The sequence below is a fragment of the Bradyrhizobium sp. Kon69 genome (genome assembly GCF_055807515.1).
The window spans coordinates 1-22621 of the sequence record NZ_JBVVOS010000023.1 but is presented as its reverse complement, the minus strand read 5'-3'; the positions used below and the strand labels follow the sequence as shown (position 1 = coordinate 22621).

22 protein-coding genes and 4 pseudogenes are annotated in these 22621 nt (G+C 60.4%); 15 read left to right on the top strand and 11 right to left on the bottom strand.

Features of this window, described 5'->3' with window-relative positions:
• Positions 1-16: 16 nt before the first annotated feature.
• Positions 17-730 carry a type 1 glutamine amidotransferase gene (locus AC0L3U_RS27535; protein WP_473363926.1) on the top strand — a complete coding sequence of 238 codons (714 nt, stop codon included), beginning with the start codon at positions 17-19 and terminating at the stop codon, positions 728-730.
• Positions 731-938: 208 nt separating this feature from the next.
• Here the strand turns inward: AC0L3U_RS27535 and AC0L3U_RS27530 are convergent, their stop codons facing one another.
• Both AC0L3U_RS27530 and AC0L3U_RS27525 read right to left on the bottom strand, forming a co-directional pair.
• Complete coding sequence (locus AC0L3U_RS27530) at positions 939-1406, bottom strand: nuclear transport factor 2 family protein (protein WP_473363925.1); 468 nt, start codon at positions 1404-1406, stop codon at positions 939-941.
• A gap of 77 nt (positions 1407-1483) precedes the next feature.
• The gene (locus tag AC0L3U_RS27525; RefSeq protein ID WP_473363924.1) at positions 1484-1888 is read right to left on the bottom strand and encodes a YbgC/FadM family acyl-CoA thioesterase; all 405 of its coding nucleotides are present in this window, start codon (positions 1886-1888) and stop codon (positions 1484-1486) included.
• Between the two features lie 1215 nt (positions 1889-3103).
• Here AC0L3U_RS27525 and AC0L3U_RS27520 point away from each other — a divergent pair.
• Both AC0L3U_RS27520 and AC0L3U_RS27515 read left to right on the top strand, forming a co-directional pair.
• A complete protein-coding gene (locus AC0L3U_RS27520) occupies positions 3104-3838 on the top strand; it encodes an outer membrane protein (RefSeq protein WP_007596410.1) in 735 nt (244 codons plus the stop codon).
• A 291-nt stretch (positions 3839-4129) separates the two neighbouring features.
• Positions 4130-4231, top strand: coding sequence for a hypothetical protein (locus AC0L3U_RS27515; RefSeq protein WP_369126693.1), 102 nt, complete (start codon positions 4130-4132; stop codon positions 4229-4231).
• Positions 4232-6391: 2160 nt separating this feature from the next.
• Here AC0L3U_RS27515 and sbmA read toward each other — a convergent pair.
• Positions 6392-7603, bottom strand: a complete 1212-nt coding sequence (sbmA, locus tag AC0L3U_RS27510; RefSeq protein ID WP_473363923.1) for a peptide antibiotic transporter SbmA — start codon at positions 7601-7603, stop codon at positions 6392-6394.
• A gap of 630 nt (positions 7604-8233) precedes the next feature.
• Here sbmA and AC0L3U_RS27505 point away from each other — a divergent pair.
• Together AC0L3U_RS27505 and AC0L3U_RS27500 are read left to right on the top strand one after the other, a co-directional pair.
• Positions 8234-8967 (top strand): annotated as a pseudogene (locus tag AC0L3U_RS27505) (outer membrane protein).
• Between the two features lie 211 nt (positions 8968-9178).
• Positions 9179-9520, top strand: a complete 342-nt coding sequence (locus tag AC0L3U_RS27500; protein ID WP_374762392.1) for a transposase DNA-binding-containing protein — start codon at positions 9179-9181, stop codon at positions 9518-9520.
• A gap of 206 nt (positions 9521-9726) precedes the next feature.
• On the opposite strand, the pseudogene AC0L3U_RS27495 reads toward AC0L3U_RS27500, so the two are convergent.
• Positions 9727-10320: pseudogene (locus tag AC0L3U_RS27495) on the bottom strand (IS5 family transposase); the annotation flags it as partial.
• Positions 10321-10755: 435 nt separating this feature from the next.
• On the opposite strand from AC0L3U_RS27495, the gene AC0L3U_RS27490 reads away from it, so the two are divergent.
• The 4 genes from AC0L3U_RS27490 (at position 10756) to panC (ending at position 13452) form a co-directional block, all read left to right on the top strand.
• Positions 10756-11013, top strand: coding sequence for a hypothetical protein (locus tag AC0L3U_RS27490; protein ID WP_374762393.1), 258 nt, complete (start codon positions 10756-10758; stop codon positions 11011-11013).
• Between the two features lie 6 nt (positions 11014-11019).
• Positions 11020-11292, top strand: a complete 273-nt coding sequence (locus AC0L3U_RS27485) for a phosphoribosyl-dephospho-CoA transferase MdcG domain-containing protein (protein WP_374762394.1) — start codon at positions 11020-11022, stop codon at positions 11290-11292.
• Between the two features lie 421 nt (positions 11293-11713).
• On the top strand, positions 11714-12586 hold the full coding sequence (gene panB, locus AC0L3U_RS27480) for a 3-methyl-2-oxobutanoate hydroxymethyltransferase (RefSeq protein ID WP_259219193.1): 873 nt from the start codon (positions 11714-11716) through the stop codon (positions 12584-12586).
• Between the two features lie 14 nt (positions 12587-12600).
• Positions 12601-13452, top strand: coding sequence for a pantoate--beta-alanine ligase (gene panC / locus AC0L3U_RS27475; RefSeq protein ID WP_259219194.1), 852 nt, complete (start codon positions 12601-12603; stop codon positions 13450-13452).
• 71 nt (positions 13453-13523) lie between these two features.
• Here the strand turns inward: panC and AC0L3U_RS27470 are convergent, their stop codons facing one another.
• Genes AC0L3U_RS27470 through AC0L3U_RS27460 form a run of 3 tightly spaced genes read right to left on the bottom strand, consistent with a single transcriptional unit; the run spans position 13524 to position 15189 of the window.
• Positions 13524-14216, bottom strand: coding sequence for a zinc ribbon domain-containing protein (locus AC0L3U_RS27470; RefSeq protein ID WP_259219195.1), 693 nt, complete (start codon positions 14214-14216; stop codon positions 13524-13526).
• 29 nt (positions 14217-14245) lie between these two features.
• Positions 14246-14596, bottom strand: coding sequence for a recombinase family protein (locus AC0L3U_RS27465; protein ID WP_246648870.1), 351 nt, complete (start codon positions 14594-14596; stop codon positions 14246-14248).
• A complete protein-coding gene (locus AC0L3U_RS27460) occupies positions 14593-15189 on the bottom strand; it encodes a recombinase family protein (protein ID WP_259219197.1) in 597 nt (198 codons plus the stop codon). Before AC0L3U_RS27460 ends, AC0L3U_RS27465 begins: the two co-directional genes overlap by 4 nt.
• A 520-nt stretch (positions 15190-15709) precedes the next feature.
• On the opposite strand from AC0L3U_RS27460, the gene AC0L3U_RS27455 reads away from it, so the two are divergent.
• The 4 genes and pseudogenes from AC0L3U_RS27455 (at position 15710) to AC0L3U_RS27440 (ending at position 18428) form a co-directional block, all read left to right on the top strand.
• Entirely contained in the window at positions 15710-16012 is a 303-nt protein-coding gene (locus AC0L3U_RS27455) for a hypothetical protein (protein WP_219682286.1), read from the top strand.
• On the top strand, positions 16009-16440 hold the full coding sequence (locus AC0L3U_RS27450; protein ID WP_219682287.1) for a type II toxin-antitoxin system VapC family toxin: 432 nt from the start codon (positions 16009-16011) through the stop codon (positions 16438-16440). Before AC0L3U_RS27455 ends, AC0L3U_RS27450 begins: the two co-directional genes overlap by 4 nt.
• Positions 16441-16445: 5 nt before the next feature.
• Positions 16446-17168: pseudogene (locus AC0L3U_RS27445) on the top strand (DUF7146 domain-containing protein); the annotation flags it as partial.
• A 330-nt stretch (positions 17169-17498) separates the two neighbouring features.
• The gene (locus AC0L3U_RS27440; RefSeq protein WP_259219198.1) at positions 17499-18428 is read left to right on the top strand and encodes a DUF2493 domain-containing protein; all 930 of its coding nucleotides are present in this window, start codon (positions 17499-17501) and stop codon (positions 18426-18428) included.
• A 126-nt stretch (positions 18429-18554) separates the two neighbouring features.
• Here AC0L3U_RS27440 and AC0L3U_RS27435 read toward each other — a convergent pair whose 3' ends face one another.
• Both AC0L3U_RS27435 and AC0L3U_RS27430 read right to left on the bottom strand, forming a co-directional pair.
• Positions 18555-18728, bottom strand: a complete 174-nt coding sequence (locus AC0L3U_RS27435) for a hypothetical protein (protein WP_259219199.1) — start codon at positions 18726-18728, stop codon at positions 18555-18557.
• Entirely contained in the window at positions 18728-19234 is a 507-nt protein-coding gene (locus AC0L3U_RS27430) for an RNA polymerase sigma factor (RefSeq protein WP_259219200.1), read from the bottom strand. Before AC0L3U_RS27430 ends, AC0L3U_RS27435 begins: the two co-directional genes overlap by 1 nt.
• 114 nt (positions 19235-19348) lie before the next feature.
• Here AC0L3U_RS27430 and AC0L3U_RS27425 point away from each other — a divergent pair, with 114 nt between their 5' ends.
• Entirely contained in the window at positions 19349-20227 is an 879-nt protein-coding gene (locus AC0L3U_RS27425) for a protein-L-isoaspartate O-methyltransferase family protein (protein WP_259219201.1), read from the top strand.
• Positions 20228-20338: 111 nt separating this feature from the next.
• Here the strand turns inward: AC0L3U_RS27425 and AC0L3U_RS27420 are convergent, their stop codons facing one another.
• Positions 20339-20677 (bottom strand): hypothetical protein, encoded by a 339-nt coding sequence (locus AC0L3U_RS27420; protein ID WP_259219203.1) that lies wholly within the window; start codon positions 20675-20677, stop codon positions 20339-20341.
• Positions 20678-21085: 408 nt separating this feature from the next.
• Between AC0L3U_RS27420 and AC0L3U_RS27415 the strand changes: the two are divergent.
• Positions 21086-21523 (top strand): annotated as a pseudogene (locus tag AC0L3U_RS27415) (transposase); the annotation flags it as partial.
• 99 nt (positions 21524-21622) lie between these two features.
• Here AC0L3U_RS27415 and groEL read toward each other — a convergent pair.
• On the bottom strand, positions 21623-22621 hold a 999-nt coding region (gene groEL, locus AC0L3U_RS27410; RefSeq protein ID WP_473363922.1), incomplete at its 5' end, for a chaperonin GroEL.

Sequence of the window (22621 nt, the reverse complement as noted above, 5' to 3'; positions counted from 1 at the left end):
CTTTACCGGAGGGCACATGGCACGCATCACCATCATCGAGACCGGGCAGGTCCCACAAAAATATCGCGAGCGCCACGGTTCGTTCCCCGACATGTTCGAGCGCATGGTCCGCGCCGAGGATCCGACAGTTGCGGTCGAAATCGTCAGCATCCCAAACGGCGATACGCTGCCCGATCTGCGCAGTTTGGAGGCGGTGCTGATCACCGGCGCAGCCGCCGGCGTCTATGACGGGCTCGACTGGATCGCGCCGCTGGAAGATTTCGTGCGCGCGGCCTACGCCAACAGGACACCGATGGTCGGCATCTGCTTCGGTCATCAGCTGATCGCGCAGGCGCTCGGCGGCACCGTGCGCAAATCGGAGAAGGGCTGGGGCATCGGCCGGCACGTCTATCAGGTGCTGCCGGACAACGGCGTCGTCGACGGCGCAGCGGTCGCCATCGCCTGCTCGCATCAGGACCAGGTGATCGAGCCGCCCAACGATGCGCTGACGATCCTCTCCTCCGATTTCACCCCGCATGCCGGCCTGCTCTACGCCAACGGCGCGACGCTGTCGGTGCAACCCCATCCGGAATTCGACGTGCAGTTTGCGCAGGTGTGCTGCGAGCTGCGCGACGGCAAAGCGCCGGACGCGGTCGTTGCCACGGCGAGGAAGTCACTGGCGGAGCCGATGGATCACGCCAAGCTTGGTGGGGCGATTACGAGATTTCTGGCAAGGCGTGCGTCACTGTAGTCCGCAGCTCTCGCCACGCAGACTCTTCCCTTCTCCCCTTGCGGGAGAAGGTGGCGCGAAGCGCCGGATGAGGGGTCTCTATCCGCGGATTCAATCGCGAGAGGTGCTCGCTGAGAGAGACCCCTCACCCGTCTCGCCGCTTCGCGGCGAGCCACCCTCTCCCACAAGGGGAGAGGGGAAGAAAGCGACAAGCTCGTCTTGATAGGCCTCAGAACGGATCCGTCCCCAACCCCGCCACGTCCGCAGGCCTCGGCCCCGGTGCCGGCCAGTGAAACCGCCGGTCCTTCTCCGCAATCACCACGTCGTTGATCGAGGCCTCGCGCCGCTGCATCAGGCCGTGCTCGTCGAACTCCCACTGCTCGTTGCCGTAGGAGCGATACCACTGGCCGCTCGCATCGTGCCATTCGTACTGGAAGCGCACGGCGATGCGGTTTTCGTCGAACGCCCAGAGGTCCTTGATCAGCCGGTAGTCGTACTCCTTCTCCCATTTGCGGGTGAGGAACGCGACGATGGCGTCGCGCCCCTGAAAAACCTCGGAGCGATTGCGCCAGCGGCTGTCCTCGGTATAGGCGAGCGAGACGCGCACCGGGTCGCGCGAATTCCAGGCATCCTCGGCCATACGCGCCTTTTGCGCTGCGGTCTCACGGGTAAAGGGCGGAAGCGGCGGGCGCGACATGAGGGCCTCATCGGTTGGCGGGAGTGCAATCTATCGCCGCCCGCGGGGGAGTCGAGAGGCCGTCCGCTATCGCCCGATTACGAAATCAGATCAGCCTTCATCAAGGCGCGGATGGACTTCGGGATCGGCTGGGCGCGGCCGCCGCTGATGAACGCGACACGCACCTCGGCTTTCACCAGCACGTTTTCCCCGCGCCGCACCTCCTGCGCCAGCATGATCGAGGCGCCCTTCACGGCGACCGGCCAGGTCACGACGTCGAGCACGTCGTCCATCCGGGCAGGCTTGAGGAAATCGAGATGCATCGAGCGCACCACGAAGGCGAAGCTTGCGTCTTCCGTCTCCGCCTGCTCGAACAATGCCTGCTGCTCGGCGCCCATCAGCCGCAGATGATTGGTCCGTCCGCGCTCCATGAAGCGCAAATAATTGGCGTGATAGACGATGCCGGAAAACTCTGGTTTGACGATATCGCAACAGAATGCCAAGTTCTTGATTTCGTTGGGGCGCTGGAGGGCGATAGCGTGAACAAGCGCAGATTTTTCTACGTCCCTTTCATGGCGAGCCGCAGCGCCTTCGGGATCAGCTTCAGTGTTCACCTAGCTCGCCTCGAGAGAAATGTCAGCCCGGCCGCGAGCATAGCGGCCCGAAGGGGCATGCGGGACGAGTGCAGCGACAACACCGGTGTTTGAGCGGTACGCGGGAACGGGGCCGTGATAACGCTCGCCACAGGCGAGCCCGTTTTCCGAGTGCCCCCGGCGAGGAGCACTTTATGGCTTGCGCGAGGCATCGTGATCCGAAGGGCCGAGACAGCATGGCTCGGCAAGCTGGCTCATAGAGCCCCGTCCGCGGAGCGGACGCGCCCACAACCTAATTAGACCCGTACTTGTGCCATGGGCGAAACCGCGGCACTTATGAGCCTGATTTCGGGAGATCCTATCGCGGACCTCACACCACTGACCCACATTAAGAACGTGTGCGGTTATTTGCGTGAGAGTTTCCGGGTTCGTTGCTCCGTCGGCGCCGCCCCTGACCGAAAGCCCAACCGATCGCTCCTGCTTTGACGGTTTCGTTCGCGGAGCCGGAGCAGGACTGGCGTGTATCGTACTCCGTCAACCCAGCTCCATGGCCTGGCCGGAATAGTCGACGAACAGCTTCTCGCCGGCGACATGGACCTGGGGACAGGATGGGCTTGAGGGGGCCGGCCCATTGCTTGTAGCGTTCGCATAGCTGAAGCAGTCGGAGTTAGGCAAAAGACCAAGGTAGCTGGGTTGCAGACTGTCAGCGGTGCGCGCCTCCTGGTTCCCCCCGATCGCAATCGCTGAAATAGCGATCACGATCGGCTGGAAACGGTGATCACGATGCTCTGGAATGGGCGATCACGATGGCTTGGACTCCGTGATCACGAACGGCTGGAACACGCACTTACCGGGCGCCCCGTCGACCTACCACGCTACTACGTCGCGACGTGGAGCGATGCCGTCAAGCTGTCGGGTGCGCAAGAGGCAGGACACCGCGCTGATCTACGCTCGCAAGCGAAGGGGCATGTCAAGGAGTTGGAGATATGTGCAACGCCGCAACCTGACGCGGCGTTTGATTCACGCATTTCTTCCAGCGCCAATGTTGCGATGCAGTTACAGCAATTTGCGTGCACGTTGTTAAGACGCAGCCGGCTCGGGGGCACTCAAGACATGGGAATAGAAATGAAGAACTTGTTGCTTATGACAGTCAGTACGGTGGCGCTTGCTGCGGTGGCCCCCGCATTCAGTGCTGATCTGCCTGCGCAACCCATCAGGCCTCTCTACACCACCGCTCCAGGACCTGTCGCGGCTGCAATCTACGATTGGAGTGCTTACTATTTCGGCGTGAACGGTGGTCTGAGCTCAGGCGAGAGTTGTTGGGAGTACCTTGGCAGCACGCCCGAGGGCTGTCATCATCCGACAGGCGGTAGCGTGGGCCTCCAGATCGGCTATCGATGGCAGATGGGCCAGATCGTGCTGGGTGTTGAGGGCCAGGGCAACTGGGCTGATTTGACCGGGTCCAATCAAAGCATCGCGTTTTCCGATACTACCAACCAGACTAAGATTGACGCGTTCGGTCTCATGACGGGGCAGATTGGTTATGCCTTTGGGAATAACGTACTTTACGGCAAAGGCGGCGCCGCAGTCACGAGCAACATCCATCAGATCAGCTCGACCGTGGCAGGAGCCGCTAGGAAAAGTGACGTTCTTTGGGGCGGTGTGTTGGGGGTCGGATTCGAGCACGGCATCGCACCGAACTGGACGGTGGGCTTCGAGTACGACCACCTGTTCTTCCAGCCCCGCACGGTGAAATTCAGCGGGAACATTGGTGGGGCCGATCGCATCCGCGAGGATCTCGACCTTATCACGGTACGGGTCAACTATAAGTTTGGCGGTCCGATTCTCCTGAAATATTGATCCGTAGTTCTGTCGATGGCCCCGGCCTAGCCGGGGCCATTTGAAGGGAAGCATGGCCCGCTCAGAGCCCGGCCATTCAGGCAATTCCGACGTGAGATTCAAGCGCCGCCTGCGCGATCCCGGCCCCTTTCGCTGGCCTGCGACCCCTCCTTCTCCGGACGGCAAGCTCAGCACTTCGCGGGGAACCGCCGGCTCCGCGCTGAGCACACTCGACACCGAAAGTCAGCCGTAATCGTGGAGAGGGGTAGTCGCAAGGGCGACGAGCTCGGAACCTGCGTCGATGCCGCGGGAATGATACTGCTTGGCTTGCGGCTGCCGCCTTGCCAGGGTAAGCGGCGCATCGCCGTCGCAATCGAGGCAGACGAGATCGTCGAACACAGCTGCCTCCGCTGAGGCGGCCACGGCAAGAGTCCGCCTGCAAGCGTTGAGGACATAATAGATCGACTCATCCGCGTCTTCGCGAACCCGGACGATAGGCAGCTCGGCTTTCCAACATCTCACCGGCCCGTCCGATCTTTCGGATCACTCGGCCTCGCCCGCTTCGGCTACTAGCGGCAACCGAGCAGGCGAGCAGCCTGCCCTCCGACATCGCCGATATCGCGCGCCAAGCGCCGATGCGGACAGAGGAGAAATCCATCTGTGCCGCGGGCGGGGCGCAATGACGTCAGTGAAAGCCGCGGACACGGGCGACCTCATGATGAAGCAAGGCGGCATCCACAGCAGGACTGACCCGAGTTTCTCCGGCCAGGACGCCATAACCCTCGCGCTCAGATGGCATCGCTGCCGGGCGCAAGCTCCATGGCCGGGCAGACCTCTAATCTCGCGTCGCCTTGCAACCCGCCGAAACCCGGGCGGTCAGCCACGCCAGAGCGCGGGGAATAGGTTTGGAGTTCATTCTCGGTCCTTCACACCTCGAAGGGGTTCTGCAGTTCGCACCCGTAGCAACCACAACAGGATTCCTGCAGACTCCGTAGCGCGAGACGCGTCAAGACAGTTGGATCCAAGTGACCTTTTGCGGCCAGAGCTAATACCTTTTCGGCGAGGCACGCCTTCAACGAAGACGTCCGGTTTGCTTCGGGCACCATCCCGATCGCATCGTCCAGAACACCTCGCAACAAAGCGCATAGTTTGGTTTTCGGTGTCATGGCGCTAATCCAAAAACAACGGAGATCTGGCCGACCTCGGCTCCGGCCCGCCTGGCCGGTGGCCCCGGAAAGCCGTGCGGAATAAACCTTCTTCGCTCCAGGGAGCGGGAGGAATAAGGGAGACACGGCCGAGCCTTAGTACAAGAGCTAGGTTTCGGTAATGTGACAGTTCGTGCTCCGCTCATTCTGGATGCATGACGGCTTAAGAAAGCATCCTGCGGATAGGTCCTTTGGTTTTCAAGTCGACGCTTGCTGACGCTATCAACAAAAGTTCGTAAAGCATTTGGTGAGGATCGCCGAGCCGTGAATTGGGCAGCCTTAGTGGATTGCTTGTTCCGATCGCGCCAATTCCGGCTTAGGAGCTCGTCGCGCCTTTTGAGCCGGATGTGCGGCGCGGTTGCTATAGTCGGCGAGCCACGCTTGTGAATCCACGCTGCTCAATCTGGCGGTCATGTTCACGGCCAGAGCTCCGGCTCGGCGGAAACGGATTGGTCCGCAGGCTCAGAGTTGTCAAATCCCGGTTCTGGTAGTTGAAACACGACGCAACATCATCTTGAACTCTTCTGGCACGGTTCACAGTTGAGCTTACGGTGATAAGAATTTCTCTTCGAGATAATTTCGGCGTGCTCCGGCCAGCCCAGCTTGTCGCCGTCCAGGATCGCTGGTTCGAGTGGCTCGATATTCGCACCGAAACTTTCGCCCAGCTGCGCGATCCAGTGACGCTAGAACGTGCTTGGGTGCCACTGGGCTCGATTACCGTTCCGCCAGAACCAGAATGGACACCAACACATCCGGCGGTCACCAGGGCTCGCCGCCCCACATAATGCCTACCCCCCTGTTTAGCACCGTATTCCATGGAGCGGATCAAGTTTGAAGCATCCCGCATGGTCGTTCTGGCTAGTCAGTCACTGTCCGGTGCCATGTGTGACACAATTATGATTGCTCGCGGGACAACACCGTTGAGGCGTGTCTGACTCACACTGTCGAACTTACGACACGGTGGTACTTATTTGTAGAACTAGGCGGTGTGGACTCTGAGAACCCATTTCCAGGAGAAAATCAGATTCATGGCTGTTTTCTCGGAGCAAGTCTTCGGTGTCATGAACCCGCTGGGTCGACCGGAGGTCGAACGCGACGCGGCTGCTTTGTAGCTTACCCGCGGCGGCTGTAATGGCCCCTACAGCCATCCGCCGCCCCTTTGCCTCAGTCCGCGCGCTGCAACAGCGCGCTAGCCGTCATCCACAACAACACGTCACGGGGGTTCCGATATGCAGCTGCTAAGTTCCTCCACGCCGAGCGCCATTCTCTCGAGTGCCCCTTCTCACAACTTAAGCAATTCAGCAGCGTTGCGACCGATTGACGCGGAACGGAAGGTCAGGTGTCCGTCAACACCCTACAGCTATAGGAATCATGTGGCTTGCTTCCTTATCTCGATCGACGGCAGTAGCCCACCGTGGATCTTTGCCTCAAAGCTCCGCAGGCGCTGATAAATCGAGATCAGTTCGACGATCGTGCTCCAGGAGTTGACGAGATACTGAAACGAGGTTCGCACTTGCTTGAACGCGTTGAGGATCTGGTTCATCGCGCCGAGGGTGATCCTGCCCGCGATGATTGTGGGCGCAAGCAGCAGATAAGGAAAGATGACGTCAGTCTGCAGATAGACGATCCGGCCGATATTGAAGTACATGAAGTTCAGATAGAGCCGGAAGTAATTCCTGCGAATGTCTCTAAACAGTACGCTCAATGTCGGCGCATTGGCACGCGCCGTATCATCCTCGCCGAGCACGAGCTCCTTGCGATAGGCCGCTTCGACCCGCTGGTTGAGAAATTCAATTCCGGGCAGGCGGATGCCGATAAGCGCGAGAACGCCGGTGCCCAGGATCGACCAGATCACCGCGGCGAACACCAGCGGATAGGCAATCGAGCCGAACAGAGGCAGCTCCGTGACGTTGCTGGACAGCCTCACCAGAACCGGCAGGAAGGCCAACAGTGTCAGCACCGCGCTGATGAGATTGACGCCTAGACCTTCCATGGTGCTGGCGAAGCGCATGGTGTCTTCCTGGATGCGCTGGGAGGCGCCTTCGATCGTGCGCAGCCGTGGCCAGTTGGCGACATAAAAATCGTTCATCGCTGTGCGCCAGCGGAAGATGTAGTGGCTGACGAAGAATCGCGTCATCACGCCGACCACGACGGCCACGAGCGCGATACCGGCAAAGGTCGACAATTCGTTGTAGAACTGCTCAACCGTGACCGGCGCCGATTTCGAAAGCGCAGCCTGGACCAGGTCGTAGAACGGTCCATACCAGCTGTTGATCGCGACCGAGACCTGGACCTGAAAGTAAGAGGTGAACAGGATCAGCGCCGAACCAAGAATGGACCACGTCGCCCAGGGATGGGGGGCAAATAACATCCATGCCGCCGCGAACACCGTAACGGCCAGCGCAAAATAGAGATCAAACCACAGCGCCGAGGCCGACCAGAACGTCGCAAGCCCGACCGGCTTCTCCGGGGCTTGAAAGAGATTGCCGGCAAATACATACCAAAACGCCATCGCCAACGCCGTCCAAAGAATTGACGACGCAAAGAACAACTTTGGTCGAGGGAAGAATGAAACGAACATGCTCGCTGTCCTTTATCGACTCAGAACTTCAGCTCAGAAGATGAACACACCGCGGCCGCTGGCCACCACCGGTCGGCAAGCGTTATCGGCGATCTCGGCATTGGCGGTGTGGTAGGAAGCCTCGGGTGGAGAACGGCTCGCTCAACCAATAAGGGGCCGCATCCTTCATCCGCCGAGGGCGGAGGTTGTGTTTCGCATGCTCGGTCGACCGCGGGACACAGCGGCATCTGCGACGAACGGGTCAGCACCTGCAGGACATTGATTCAATCGAATAGTCATCTGATCTCTCGGAGCCGGTGGGTGCAACACGAGCATGGTCGTAACGGGGTCTTTAGTGGCGGCACGGGACAAGAGCAAGAGTTTTGCAAACCGCTTCACTCTTCTCACTTGCGGTGTGGCTTGCGACGATCTGACTTGCGTGCGCTTACTCCGCTGAAATCAGCGGCCGCTATCTATGCTCGCACGCGAAGGTGGATTGCGACGCTGTTGGAGATGATCTGCACCGCAACCTGACGCAGCGTTCGGTTCACGCATTTCTTTCAGCGCAAATGTTGCGATGCAGTTACAGCAATTCGCGCGGACGTTGTTGAGACGCATGAGGCTCGGAGCACTGAAGAGATGAGAGTAGAAATGAAGAACTTGTTGCTTGCGACTGTGAGCATTGTGGGGCTTGGCGCGTTGGTGCCCGCATTCGGCTCGGATCTGGCTGCGCAGCCCGCCAAGCCTCTCTACACCAATGCTCCGCGGCCTGTCGCGGCTGCAATCTACGACTGGAGCGGCTACAACGTCGGTATGAACGGCGGCTTTGGTTCAAGCTCGAATTGCTGGGATTCCGATGGTGGCAAGCCTGAGGGCTGCCATGATGCCACCAGCGGAAGCGTGGGCGGGCAGATCGGCTATCGATGGCAGACGGGCCCGATCGTGCTTGGTGTTGAAGGCCAGGGGAACTGGGCTCATTGACTGGTTGGAATCCCAGCGTTGCTTTTTTGGATATCAACCAGACCAAGATTGATGCGTTCGGCCTGGTAACGGGGCAGATCGGTTATGCCTTCGACAACGTACTGCTTTACGCCAAAGGCGGCGCCGCGGTGACGAGCAATACGTTTCGGGTCATCTGGACGACGGGCGAGTTAGGTGGAGAAAGCAAGCACGTTCTTTGGGGCGGCGCGTTGGCAGCCGGTTTCGAGTACGGCTTCGCACCCAATTGGTCGATTGGATTCGAGTACGCACACCTGTTCATGCGGCCAACCATGGTGGGCTTCACCGAGCCCGCTGGTGGGGTCGACCGCATCCGCCAGGATCTCGATCTTATGACGGCAGGGCTCAACTATAAGTTTGGCGGCCCGATTCTTCTCAAATACTGATCTATCGTTAAAAGGTGGATCGAAGGCCTTGGCCTATGGGCCGGGGCCTATTTTGGTGCGCCAGGCAGGCGCGGAGCGCCGCGACTGGCGCGGTTGACCGGCTTTCAATTACCCATAACTTTCTCCGCTTGAGCTGATCCGCTGATCAGCAAAACCTTGAAGAATCAATTGTGATTCCTTGCTGAGCACCTGATGCGCGAGGGGGGGCTCTATGGGGCTCACATTGAGGGATCGATCGGCAAAAGGCCGTTTGCGATTTTTAGGCGGTGAATGTTGGATTGATCGCGAGACTAGTGGATGCCAGTTTAGGGACGCGCGGCTCGGCGACAGATTCCGCTGCTCACGCAGATTGGAAGCGCCATCGGAGAAAGTATTCCGCTCGTCTGCCAATTGGGCGAATACCAAGGCAGCTTATCACTTCTTCTCTAATGACCGGGTCAGCGAAGCGGACATTCTGGCGGGCCACTTTCAATCGGCGCGTGAGCGCACGATTGCCGCCGGCGGTCCGGTTCTAGTGCTCCATGATACGACCGAGTTCAGCTATCAAAGATAGAACTCCGACCGATCGGAATCACGAAGAGCATAAACAGCGGCCGGGGACAAGGCGGGCTGCCTGAGGTCGCACGCGGTTTGCGGCATCCTGATGCACTCGAGCCTGGCGGTGACGACTGAAGGGCTCCGCTTGGGCTGGCCGCCGTCAAATTCCGGACCCAGAAGAAATTCAAGGGCCGCCGCGCTCAAGAAGACTAGGATCCAGGTTCAATTGAGCCAATATCCGACGAGAGCGGCAAGATGCGCAGCGGCCAAGAAATTCCGGCCGAGCTTGTCGCACCGCGGGGCGATGCGCCGCAAGTCCTTGAGCCTGCAAAAGCAGTGTTCGAGACGTTTCGGCCTTTGTAGGCGCATTTGTTGAAGCGCTGGATGGCAACACGGTCAGATTTTTTAGGGATTACGGGTTTCGCGCCGCGATGAATGATTTCGCCGCGAAGCTTGTCGCCGTCATACACTTTGTCGGCGAAAAGCGCACTGATAGGTGGCGCGAGCGCCAGGACTTCGGGAGCCGCTGCGATATCGGCACCCTGGCCTGCCGTCAGATGCAGGACGACCGGCTGGCAAAGGGATCGCTCAGCGTATGGAGTTTCGTCGTGCGGCCTGCGCGCGAGCGGCCGATTGCTTGATTGTGCTCCCCCCCCCCTTTTCCGCCGGAGGCACACCGGTGAGCTTTAATCGAGGTCGAATCGAGCGACAGCACAACCCCATCTTTGCCAGGCTTGGCCAGCGCTTCGAAGATTGCGCAACATCGTCCTCGCTTGGCCCAGCGATGAAGCGATTGTAGATCGTCGTGTAAGGGCCATTGCTGTGGAAGGAAAATTGAAAACAGCAAGTGTGAATATGGTTGGCTGCGGTCAACCGATCGGCGGAGCGGTGAGGAGGCGGTTTGATCGGCCGCCGGTTGATCGGGCCGTTGCTTTTGCTGCAACATGGTTAGGGTTGGTGGGGCATAGTATGTTGCAAGCTCCAGTCCGCACTGAAGGAAATTCAGCATCCATCGAACGTTCGAATACGCCAAGCACGACACTGCACGGCCCTGTGAAATATCCGCAACGTGCCGCTAAGTCCCGATCTATCTCAGTATAGGCAAGAGCCTCAAAATGTTCGACGACTGACCTTGACCGGCCATGCGAACAGCGCCGGCCACGCAGCTGTGTCGGTTCTTGCACAATCGATGTCATCGCTTGCGCGCCGCAGCCGACCTGCAGCACCAGACCATGATCCAGGCGGCGACAAATGCAAAAAATCACAAGCCAGAAGACGTCTCCGCGTGCATTAGTCGCGGGTGCCATGCAGATCGCACGTCTACTACAACATCCGGTAGATGCCAGCGCTGACGAAAGGGTGGCGTTTTTGTGCGGTAACCCACGCGCGCTCGTGGTGCGCCATGACGCAGTGAGCCGGTCGGTTCAATTTAACGACAAGCTCATTGCGTTCGCGAAGCATTGGGGCTTCCGTCCGCGCGCCCGCGCTGCGTATCGGGCGCGCACGTAAAGCAAGATGGAGAATGGCCTCGGCTACGTGAAGAAGAACGCGATCGCGGGTCATTCATTTGCGGGTTGGTCGGACCTCGACCTGCTTTGCAGGGTGGCGGCAACCAAGCAGGCCAGCACCCTGCGCTCTGACATCGCCGTCATCGCTCGCGAAGCGCTGATGCGGCTCGACCAAGAGATCATCTGTGGCGCGGGCAGCGTGCAATGGCGTGAGCCAACAACCGCGGAAACGGACGAACTCCTGGAGAAGCGTCAAGGCGGTGTCGACAGCATGACGTGAGTCCGCGGGACCACTGACCCGGACCCCGACTGACCACAGCTTCACCTTTCCGCCACTGGAAGAGCATAAGCTAATCGCAGCGCTTCGGCACGACTACATCAGGGCACCCTGCGTCGTCCGGTGCGCTCTCATCTGGAATGGCTCCGACCGCCCCAGCGCGCCCTGAGGCGCGGCGTGACTCAAGCTGCTTCCACATGACAATTTGAATTTTGGAAGTTCTTGCTTGGTGGTTGCGCGACCATTGGAATGTTTGTGCACTCGGTCGCGACCTTGGAGACATATGTTTCTTTCTTCCTTTCACGGTTGACAGTTTTCTCTTGTCCTCCATACGAAAGCATGGTCCCCAGGATGCGCGTAATACTCAGCCGCGTCGCTCGCAACATCGGATTACCGTTCGCCTAGTTGATGGAACGTATCAAAAATGAGCCACGCTTCGGAAGTGTCAGTTGAGCGGGTCACAATTCCAATCTTGCAGCGGTGGAAGCAGGAGCGGCGGCGTGTCACCATGACCACCGCCTATGATGCGGTTACGGCAGGCATCGCCGACCCAATCGTCGACATCATTCTTGTGGGCGACAGTGTTGGCAATGTCTGTCTCGGATTCGACAACACGTTGCCGGTCAGCATGGCAATGATGAACCATCATCTGGAGGCTGTTGCACGCACAAGGCCCCGTGCCCTGCTCGTGGCCGATCTGCCGTTTCTTAGCTTTCACCTTGGTCCGGAGGAGACGATACGCAACGCTGGAGGGTTCCTGCAGCGAGGCGCAGATGCCGTGAAACTCGAGGGCGGGGCCAAACGCGTGGAAATGGTGCGTGCCTTGGTCGATTGCGAAATTCCTGTCATGGGCCATCTCGGCCTCACCCCGCAAAGCGTCAATGTCATGGGCGGATTCAAGGTGCAGGGCCGGAACGCCGATGACGCTTTACGGCTGCTCGATGACGCTCACCGTCTGCAGGAGGCCGGATGCTTCGCGTTGGTGCTTGAAGGCATTCCGGCCGAGCTAGCCCAGCGAGCGACCGCATCGCTATCGATACCAACCATCGGAATCGGCGCGGGTCCCGACTGCTCGGGCCAAGTGCTCGTATTCCATGACGTGCTGGGGCTAACCATAGGTCATCGGCCCAAATTCGTTCGCGCCTATGCAGATGGTTTTCAGATGTTACAAGAGGCGCTCTCGCGCTGGGCTGCCGATGTCCGCACCGGTGCGTTCCCGGCGCCGCAGGAGTGCTATCGGCTTCCTGAAAGCCTGAGTCACATTATCGCAACCTGGGCTCCTCCCAACCCAACCTGATGTAAGGTGCAACGATGCAGACGATTACCACGGTCGCTGAGCTTCGTCGTGAGCTCGGGGCGGCTTGCAGCGCGGGCAAACGCGTCGGGTTAGTGCCTACAATGGGGTATTTGCACGATGGCCATCTGGCCCTGGTCGAGGCGAGCCGAGCGCAATGCGATGTCACCGTAGTTAGCATTTTCGTCAATCCGACTCAGTTCGGACCAAACGAGGATCTCAGCAGCTATCCTCGCGATTTCGTGCGCGATGAAAAATTGTGCCGCGATGCCGGTGTTGCGATTGTGTTCGCGCCGGGTGCACAGGAGGTCTATCCGGCTCAATTCGAGACCTTCGTCGAGCCGGGCGAACTGGCGAAACCACTCTGCGGGGCTTTCAGGCCTGGGCATTTTCGGGGCGTGGCGACCGTCGTGTGCAAGCTGTTCAACATGGTGCATCCGGCCGTCGTGTTTTTCGGGCAAAAGGATTTTCAGCAATGCGCGGTCGTGCGTCGCATGGCGACAGATCTCAATCTTCCCATCAAGATCGTCACAGTGCCAACCGTTCGGGAACCGGACGGGCTCGCGATGAGCAGCCGCAATCGGTATCTCAGCAAGGAAGAACGTGGGCGAGCCGTTGCCATCAGTCGTGGACTGTTCGCCGCGGCGGAAGAATTCCGCGCAGGAGTGCGCGAGGTGGAGAAGCTGATTGCGATCGCCGAGCGGCAACTTGAGACAGTTGATCGGCTGCAATATCTTGAACTTGTCGACGGTGACACGCTCAAGCGCACCGAGAGTCCCCTGCGGTTTCCGGCGGCGCTCTGTGTCGCAGCCTACGTTGGTTCGACCCGACTGATTGACAACGTCCTACTGGGACCACCAACTCCGTAGCGCAATTCAGAACCAAATCGATAAACTATCTTCTCGTTATAATCCACGGATCGGCCGACCGATTCACCTTTTCAGGCCGTGGGCCCAACCCAGCGATTTGAGACGGTGCAGGTCCCCGCAACCACTGATGCTTGCGATAGCAAGCCATCCAGAGCCCCGGCCTCCGAAAAGAAGTCGGGGTTTTTCTTGCCCGCCGCAAAGCGCAGGATCGCGGCCAGATCTCCGCGCAATATGATCGCCAGCTCTTCGCCATTGGGGACGAGCGTCACCTGATCGACCAACGTGCGGCAAACCTCCGCTGCTTCGGCTCTCTCGCCTTCACTTTGCAGGCTCTCGTACAGGGCGGCCACGCGTTGATGGTAGATCTCCGCCATATTCGGATGGAGGAGGGGCGGCGGCTCCTCCGCGTTCGCAAGGAGGTCGACCAACTCGGCCTTGCGCTCTTCCAGAGCACCAATCTTGTCCTTCAACTTTGCCCCCGGTACACCCTCAAGGATAGCTTGTACCCCCTTATCCAACTCGCGCTCAGTCCGCTCGAGCTCGCGCCTTTGCGCCTCGATATCGGCTCCGCGCTCGATCCTCAGCCGATTAACCTCCCGGGTAAACTCTTGGCAGAATTCCTTAAACAATTCGGGTTCCATGAGATGCGTGCGGAGGCCGCTCAATACGGACGCCTCCAGCGCGTCGCGCCGGATGTTCAAGCGGTTATTGCACGTTCCCTTGTTGCGCGCCGTTGCGCAGCCGAGCAGGTGCTTCGAAATCATCGTGTACCCGCCGGCGCAGCATCCGCACTTCACGAGGCCGGCGAAGAGGTATTGGGCCGGCGGCGATCATTGAGCCTGTTCTCGCCGGGTGCTGACTGCTCGTAGGCGAGCGTCTGCTGACGCGCCTTGACCGCATCCCATCTTTCCCGATCGACAATGCGCAGCTCGGGGACTTCTTGGATCACCCATTCGGATTCGGGGTTCAGCCGAGAAACGCGCTTTGCGGTATCCGGGTCTTTGAGATAGCGAAGCCGATTCCACACGAGGCGGCCGACATAGAGCTCGTTGTTGAGGATGCCAACGCCGCGCTTTGGGTTGCCGTGAATGGTCGATGGTCCCCATTCAGCGCCCTGTGGTCCGGGCACACCGTCGCGGTTCAGCTCGAAAGCGATTGTTCGCGAGGACTTGCCGGCAGGTAATCTGCGAAGATACGTCGAACGACAGCCGCTTCGGCTCCGTTGATTGTGCGGTCACCTCGGAGCAGCTCTCCATTTGCGGCGAACTGTTTGACGACATCATAACCGAAGCAGAGTCCGCCGCCGGACTTTCCGCCCTCGACGCGACCGCGCAAGCCTCGTCGCGTCTTGTCGGCCAAGTCCTTCAAGAACAGGGCGTTCATCGTGCCCTTCAGTCCGACGTGGAGATGCGTGACGTCTCCTTCCGAGAGGGTGACAATCCGTACCCCGGCGAAGGCCATGCGCTTAAAGAGCCCAGCAATATCTTCCTGATCGCGGCTGAGGCGGTTCATCGCCTCGGCAAGCACAACCGCAAACTTTCCGCGCATAGCGTCACTGATCAGTTCCTGGATACCAGGGCGAAGCAGCGATGCGCCGGAGATCGCTCGATCCGTGTAGCTGTCGGCCACTGTCCAACCTTGCTTCTCAGCGTGGAGGCGGCAGAGCCGCAACTGATCTTCAATCGATTCGTCGCGCTGATTGTCGGACGAGTAGCGGGCGTAAAGTGCGATCTTCATGACGCCTCCTTAGTCCGGGAGACGGTCATGCTTCCGGCTGTTGGTTTCGGCTCGAACGAAATCCCGCGCGGCTTGCCGGGCGAGCAATCGCACCAGATTGAGAAGGCGAGGATCAGGGTTGGACGCGACGGATGCAACCGTGGTTCCGGGCGCCGCATCGACGACCACGCGAAGCTTTTCGGCTGTCGTTCCTCTCGCTCGCGCCACCGCCGCGTCCTCGCCATTGCCCGGAGATCGCGAGTTACACTTCCAAGACAAGGACAAACTTCTCGTAATATCAGTGTGTTGCATCGTAGTCGCGCGCTGATCCGAGATGAGAAGCGTAGCAAATCGGGCTGGCGCAAAGCCGAGCGTACAGCAAACATTTCCGTGATGGCGTGTCCAAACCGCCCATTTCCTTGATCGCGACGTGACGCACATCTCCGCCCTCTTTTTATCTGTGCCGCGCTCGGGATTACAAGAGCCGCGGCCTTGCAGCGAGCCGAAGATTCGGCTATATATCCAGATATGGAGGTGATCAGTGAGCAAGAGCGCACAGAAAAGGGCGATCGAAAATTACCGATCCCGGCTGACGAAGCGTGGCATTGTGCGGTTCGAACTCCAAGCCCTCGAGACCGATCGCGACCTCATCAGAGTGCTTGCGCGTAAGCTGAGCGAGGAAGGGCCAGAAGCTGGTAATCTCCGACGCACGGTTCAACAGGCCGTTTCTGGCGAGCCCCCCAAGCCCGGAGGCATCTTGAACGCATTGCGTCGCTCACCACTTGTCGGCGCCGATCTCGACCTGACGCGCCCGCGCCAAGAAGGGCGCCAGGTCGATCTGTGACTCGCTATCTTCTCGACACCAACATCATCAGTAACGCCGTCAAGCCGCAGCCGTCAGAGCCGCTAATGGCTTGGATGGCAGCACAGCGAGATGAGGATCTGTTCATCGCATCACTTACGATCGCGGAAGTCCGGCGCGGCATCCTGGAGAAGCCGAGCGGTAAAAAGCGCGCAGCGCTTGATGCCTGGTTCTCTGGTCCGGAGGGGCCTCGAGCTTTGTTCGCGGATCGCATCCTGCCGTTCGACGAGAATGCGGCCCTCATCTGGGCGGAATTGATGGCGGAAGGAAGAGCCGTCGGCCGGCCACGCAGCGGGCTCGATATGATCGTCGCTGCCGTCGCCAGCGCGAACGATTGCAGCGTGGTGACAGACAACGAGAAAGACTTTGCCGGCGTCCAGATCATCAATCCGATGCGTGGACCGGCGTGATGCAACGAAAGACTACGGCTTCCGCTTACGGCGCTTTCTCGATCGCCGCGATAATGCGATGTGCCGGACCGCCCAACACGAATGATGCGGGGGAAGCGTATCTCCGCAATCGCGGCATTACGTCTTTGGACGAAACCGGAAGTCTGCGTTTTCACCCGCGGTGCTACTACAGGCCCGACGACCACAGTCCGACCGAGACCTGGCCGGCGATGATCGCCGCCGTCACCGATCTCTCCGGCCACCTGACCGGCGCGCACCGCACCTGGCTTGACCCCGACGGCTTCAGAGAGAAAACGCTCGGCAAGGCGCGGATCGACACCCCGAAACGGGCGATGGGCGACCTGCTTGGTCACGCCGTTCGATTTGGCGTAGCTGATGAAGTCATAGCAGCCGGCGAGGGCATCGAGACGATGCTGTCGCTCCGCAGCATCCTGCCGACGATGCCGATGGTCGCAGCCCTCTCGGCGGCGCATCTCTCCGCCATCCTTCTCCCGGACACGCTCCACCGGCTCTACATCGCCCGCGACGACGATCCTGCTGGTGACGGCGCCATGGCGACCTTGATCGACCGGGCGCAGGGGGCCGGGATCGAGGCGATCGTGATCTCGCCACGGCTTGGCGACTTCAACGAGGATCTTCGCCTGCTCGGATTTGACGCCCTTCGGGCCACGAGCCGCGTGCAGATCGCGGCGCAGGACGTCGCACGCTTTATGGAGCTGGCGGCATAGCCGGAACGAGGGACGAGGGGCGATGCGCCGCTTCGTTATACCACGAGGCCGTTGGTCCTGCTTCCCCTCGGCGGCGGAGAGGACCGCACCCACGGACTTCTGAGAGGGCGATCGGGCGGCAAGCGGTCCGGACCGGCAACCTCGTGGGCCGACTATTTTCCGTCGGCGGCAGAGCCGCCTTTACACCGCGAGGCAAAATAGTCGGCTCCCTTCGGCCCTCCGCCAAGGCTGCGGCCCTCCGCTGCGCTGCGGGTGCAAGTCCGTTCCGCCTGCCGCTTTCGTCGCCATGAAGGCCGCGATGGGCGGTCGATCCGACGAGGGAAAGCCGCGATGACTACCGACCACGACAACGATTTCGAGCCGCACCAAAGCTCATCCCCGACCGATCAGGTCCTCCAGGAACTCCAGCTCTATGGCTACTGTCCCTTCCACGATGAGCCCGATCCCCGGAAGCTCCCTGAAGGGCGAGTCTTCGCCGGCAGCATCGCCGATATCTTCGATGCCCTGGTGGTGACGCTGTCCGATACCCGTCTTGAGCCGGACCTCGAAGACCTGCTCTGGTCGACGGCGAACGTCTTCCATCGTGCCGTCGACAGGATCGAGCGCGAGCTCGACGACAACGAGCTGGCGCAGCAGCGCTCGCAGCGGGAGCAGGACGGCAGCGAGATCAAATCCGTCGAGCTGGAGCGATTGACGGCGGAAGGGCAGACGCTGATCGAGCGACGCAACGCCTTCGAACTGATGCGCGACCAGGCCGCCGACGAGTTCGAACGCCACACCCATTCCGCCTGGCGGCCGCGCAACGGGTCGAAGGTCAACCACCGCAATCTGACCTCGGCGATGATCGACAGCCGCGATTTCCTCGCCGCGAAGAAGCGCGCCGACAACCAGGTGCTTCTGCCTGCAGGACCGAAGGTGGCGCTGACCGGTGGACTTGACTTCAATGATCACCGGTTGATCTGGGCTAAACTAGACCAGGTGCATGCCAAGCATGCGGACATGGTGCTGCTGCACGGCGGATCGCCCAAGGGCGCCGAGCTGATCGCCGCCAAGTGGGCCGACAATCGCAAGGTTTCGCAGATCGCCTTCAGGCCCGACTGGACGAAGCATGCCAAGGGCGCTCCGTTCAAACGCAACGATGCGATGCTGGAGACCCTACCCATCGGCGTGTTGCACTTCCCCGGCACCGGTATTCAAGACAATCTCGCCGATAAGGCCAAGAAGCTCGGAATCCCGGTCTGGAAATTCGGCGGCGCGTGAGCGATGCCGCATCTTCCCTCCGGCTCGCTCAATGCCGCTGATTGTGCAACGAGCCGCGGCCCGCGCGCATCGGCCGTCGCTTGGCATCAGTCTCGCTCAGATCACAATTTCGATTAAGGCTCCCACTCACGTCCCGTGCGCGGCCTTGATCACTTCTCTGACCACGCGGGCGGTGTTGGCGATTGTCCATCCTTGCAGAGCAGAGGTCTGCCGTACCTCCTCATCGGTCGCTGCGAGGACTTCCTTGCTCAATGAGTCGAGCAGGCGGGCCAAATCGAGAGCAGGGTGCCAGCGTGTCATCACTTGCTCCAGTTCTGTTGATGGCGCAGCAAGGTGCGTCGCATCCGCCGTCGCGTCGTGTCGTAGTCGAGCTTGGACATATCGTAGACCCTGCAAATCTCCCTGACCGCCAGGCCGTCAGCCATGCCCGCGATGATCTTCAGCGCTAGCGGATCGGCTTCGAACAGCCGATAGATGTTGGCCAGCGTCTGTGCGGCGGCAAGGACCCGCTCAGGATCGGGCACCTCATCGGCTTCCTCACAGGACCAGCTTCGCTGGTCCGGATCATCGCGGCTCACAAGTAGCCTTTGCTCGAGCCGCGCACGCCGCCAATGGTCGTTGCAGATGCTGCGCATGACGCCCGACAGGAACGCCAGGATGGGGACGTCGGGCGGCCAGGGGCGCGAGCCGTCGAGGGCGCGTGCAATCGCTTCGTGGAGGATGTCGCTCCAGCCGAGTCCTCCCGGCAAGTCGCGGCTCCACAGCCGCGCCAGAGCTTCTAGTCGCACGAGGTCGACGTCGGACATTGCATCGATGGCGGACGCGACATCAGCCGCGTGGGCACCCCGGTCATCAGCTTTGGGAGCTATCGTCAATGTTTCCATGGTCACACGATATATGCGCTTCACCGAGCCCAGTGCATGGACGACACGTTGGCAGCGGCGCGCCGCTGGTATGCAGAAGACCTGCGATACAAAGTCCCGGTCCAGCGCAACGCCCATGTGATCGAGGCATTTGCGTCTGTTCCTCGCGAGCAATTCGTGGGCCTTGGGCCGTGGCGCATCATCTCGGACCCGTACAGCGACGCATTCCTGACCCCCGATACCGACCCGCGCTGGGTCTATCATGACGTTCTCGTGACGATCGACGCGAGCCGCAATCTCAACAATGGGATGCCCAGCTTCTGGGCGCGCAACTTGGAGCATCTCGACATCGCGCGGGGCGAACGCGTGCTCCAGGTCGGCGCCGGGACCGGGTACTATTCCGCGGTACTGGCCGAGATTGTCGGCTCCACTGGTCGCGTGACGGCGGTTGAAACCGACCCAATGCTGCCCTCGCAGGCCCGGGCGAACCTCGCGACCTGGCCGCACGTCGATGTCATCTCGGGCGATGGCCGGACGGTGGACGTCGGCGAACTCGATGTGGTCATCGCATTCGCCGGATCCACCCACCCATCCCGGCGCTGGCTCGATCGCCTTGCCGAAGGCGGCCGGCTTATGATGCCGCTGACCGATGAATCCTGGAGGGGCTTTCTTCTCCATGTGGTCCGGCGTCGAAACCAGTTCGAGGCCTCTTCGATTGGTACCGTGTCTGTTTATCCTTGCATGGGTGGACGCGACGAGAATGCTGGAAAACGTCTGCATGCCGCGCTCGAAGGCCTGCCGCCTGGCAAGGTTCCGATTCGCGCGCTGCACGTCGGTGATCCCGGCTCCGACGATGCAGAAAAGGTCTGGTTTCAAGGAGCCGGATTTTGGCTGGAACGCGAGCCCGTCGATGCGAATGCCGGCGCTCCGAATTGATCGGAAAGGGTTTTGATAGTGTGAGACACTCTCACGCTGGAGCGCATCAGTTGTTTGCCACCCGATCCAACTCTCTGAAACAGGTCGTCCGTTCAGACAAGCCGCCGGTGTCTATTTGTGATTCGTCCCATCGAAACGGATGTATCCTAATTGCCGTTCTAGGGCGGCCAAAGCTAGGCGGGCGAACTCTAATTTCGCAGTCGCCTCCACCAGGGCGTTTCGCGCTTCGTCAGACCGCGCAACGACTGTCGCGCCGGTCTCGAATAGGCTGTCCTTGAGATTCGGCGCCGCTTCGCCTCGCATGGCATGACGCAAATCGACGAGCGTGCGCGTCAGTGCTCGATGCGCGTCGGAATCCTCTCGTTCCAGATGTTCCACCCGTGTGAGGGCCCCGCGATATTGTCGCAACGCAGCGACGACTTTGCTTTCGAGATCGGTGTTACCGCTCATCCGCCCTTCTCCTCGCGAATGTTTGATAAATTTGTGCAAGCCTGAAACGAGCAAAAATTAGGCGGCTCGTAGGCCGTGAGAGGGACAAGATGAAGTCAATTGGCTTGAAAATTAGGCCACGTACTCATCTGTGGACGCCCCGCGAGATGCAAGCGATTTTTGAAGAAGATCGGCACGTAGTCGGATGCTGCCATCTGTCCGGCCTCTGATGGTGCAGCGATGAAGCTGCGGGCCCGTATGGGAGTTCGCGGACCGAAACCAAATCATAAACGCGTGCTCTGGACACGATGAGTACACCTGGTTCTTCCGGCCCCGTCTCGCCGACTGTTGCGCCATACCCTCCTTCGACCGACTACATCTCTGACGACCTCAGGCCCCCCAAGATCAAGCCTTGGCTGAGACCGGAGCCGAGCTCATTTTGCTGAATTCGGTATCGGGCAAGGCCGGCAAAGAGTGGATGGTCTGGTGGACTTGCTGAACGATGAGGAGCTGACGCTACCGACCCATGCCCGCATCGCAGTGACTGTTCTTGTGAACCAACTGAAGGAATTGGACCGGCAGGCCGAGGCCATCGAGCGTGAGCTGGCTGACATTCAGAGAGTAAATCCGATGGCGAAGTTGCTGTCCTCGATTCCCGGCATCGGTCCCGTAACGGCCACGGCCCTCGCCGCGACCGTGCCGGACCCGACCATGTTCCGCTCCGGGCGAGAGTTCGCGGCTTGGCTGGGCCTGGCGCCTAACTTGACCTCCACCGGCGGGAAAGACCGGCTCGGCCGCATAACGAAGCAAGGCGATTCCTATCTCCGGCACTTGCTTGTCATCGGGGCACGCAACGTCGTTCGGTATGGTCTGTTCATACTGGCAGAGTAACGAACTTGAAAAAGCGCAAGCAAAAAAAGACCCCGGCATTTTTCTGCCGGGGATTTCACTTCAGAGAAAGTTGGATCAGAAGTCCATGCCGCCCATGCCGCCGCCCGGAGGCATTGGGGGCGCGCCGGTGTTCTTCTTCGGCAGCTCGGCGACCATGGCCTCGGTAGTGATCAGCAGCGCCGCCACGGAGGCAGCGTTCTGGATCGCGGTGCGCACGACCTTGGTCGGGTCGATAATGCCCTTGGTGACCAGGTTGCCATACTCGCCCGTCTGCGAGTCGAAGCCATAGGCGTACTGCTCCTTCTCCAGGATCTTGCCAACGATGACGGAACCGTCTTCACCGGCGTTGATCGCGATCTGGCGGGCGGGAGCCGACAGTGCCTTGCGCACGATCTCGACGCCGGTCTTTTGATCGTCGTTCTTGGTGCGCAGCCCCCTGAGCTGCTCGGAAGCACGGAGCAGGGCGACGCCGCCGCCCGGGACGATACCCTCTTCCACAGCCGCGCGGGTCGCATGCATCGCGTCATCAACGCGATCCTTGCGCTCCTTCACCTCGACCTCGGTCGCGCCGCCGACGCGGATCACCGCGACGCCGCCCGCGAGCTTGGCAAGACGCTCCTGGAGCTTCTCACGGTCGTAGTCCGAGGTGGTCTCCTCGATCTGCGCCTTGATCTGCGCCACGCGCGCCTCGATGTCGGCCTTCTTGCCGGCGCCGCTGACGATCGTGGTGTTTTCCTTGTCGATCATCACCTTCTTGGCGCGACCGAGCATGTTGAGCGTGACGTTCTCGAGCTTGATGCCAAGGTCTTCCGAGATGGCCTGGCCGCCGGTCAGGATCGCGATGTCCTGCAGCATCGCCTTGCGGCGATCGCCGAAGCCCGGAGCCTTGACGGCAGCGACCTTCAGGCCGCCACGCAGACGGTTCACGACGAGGGTGGCGAGGGCTTCGCCTTCGACGTCTTCCGCGATAATCACGAGCGGCTTGCCGCTCTGCACTACGGCCTCGAGCAGCGGCAGCAGCTCGTTCAGCGAGGAGAGCTTCTTCTCGTTGATGAGGATGTAGGCGTCGTCCAT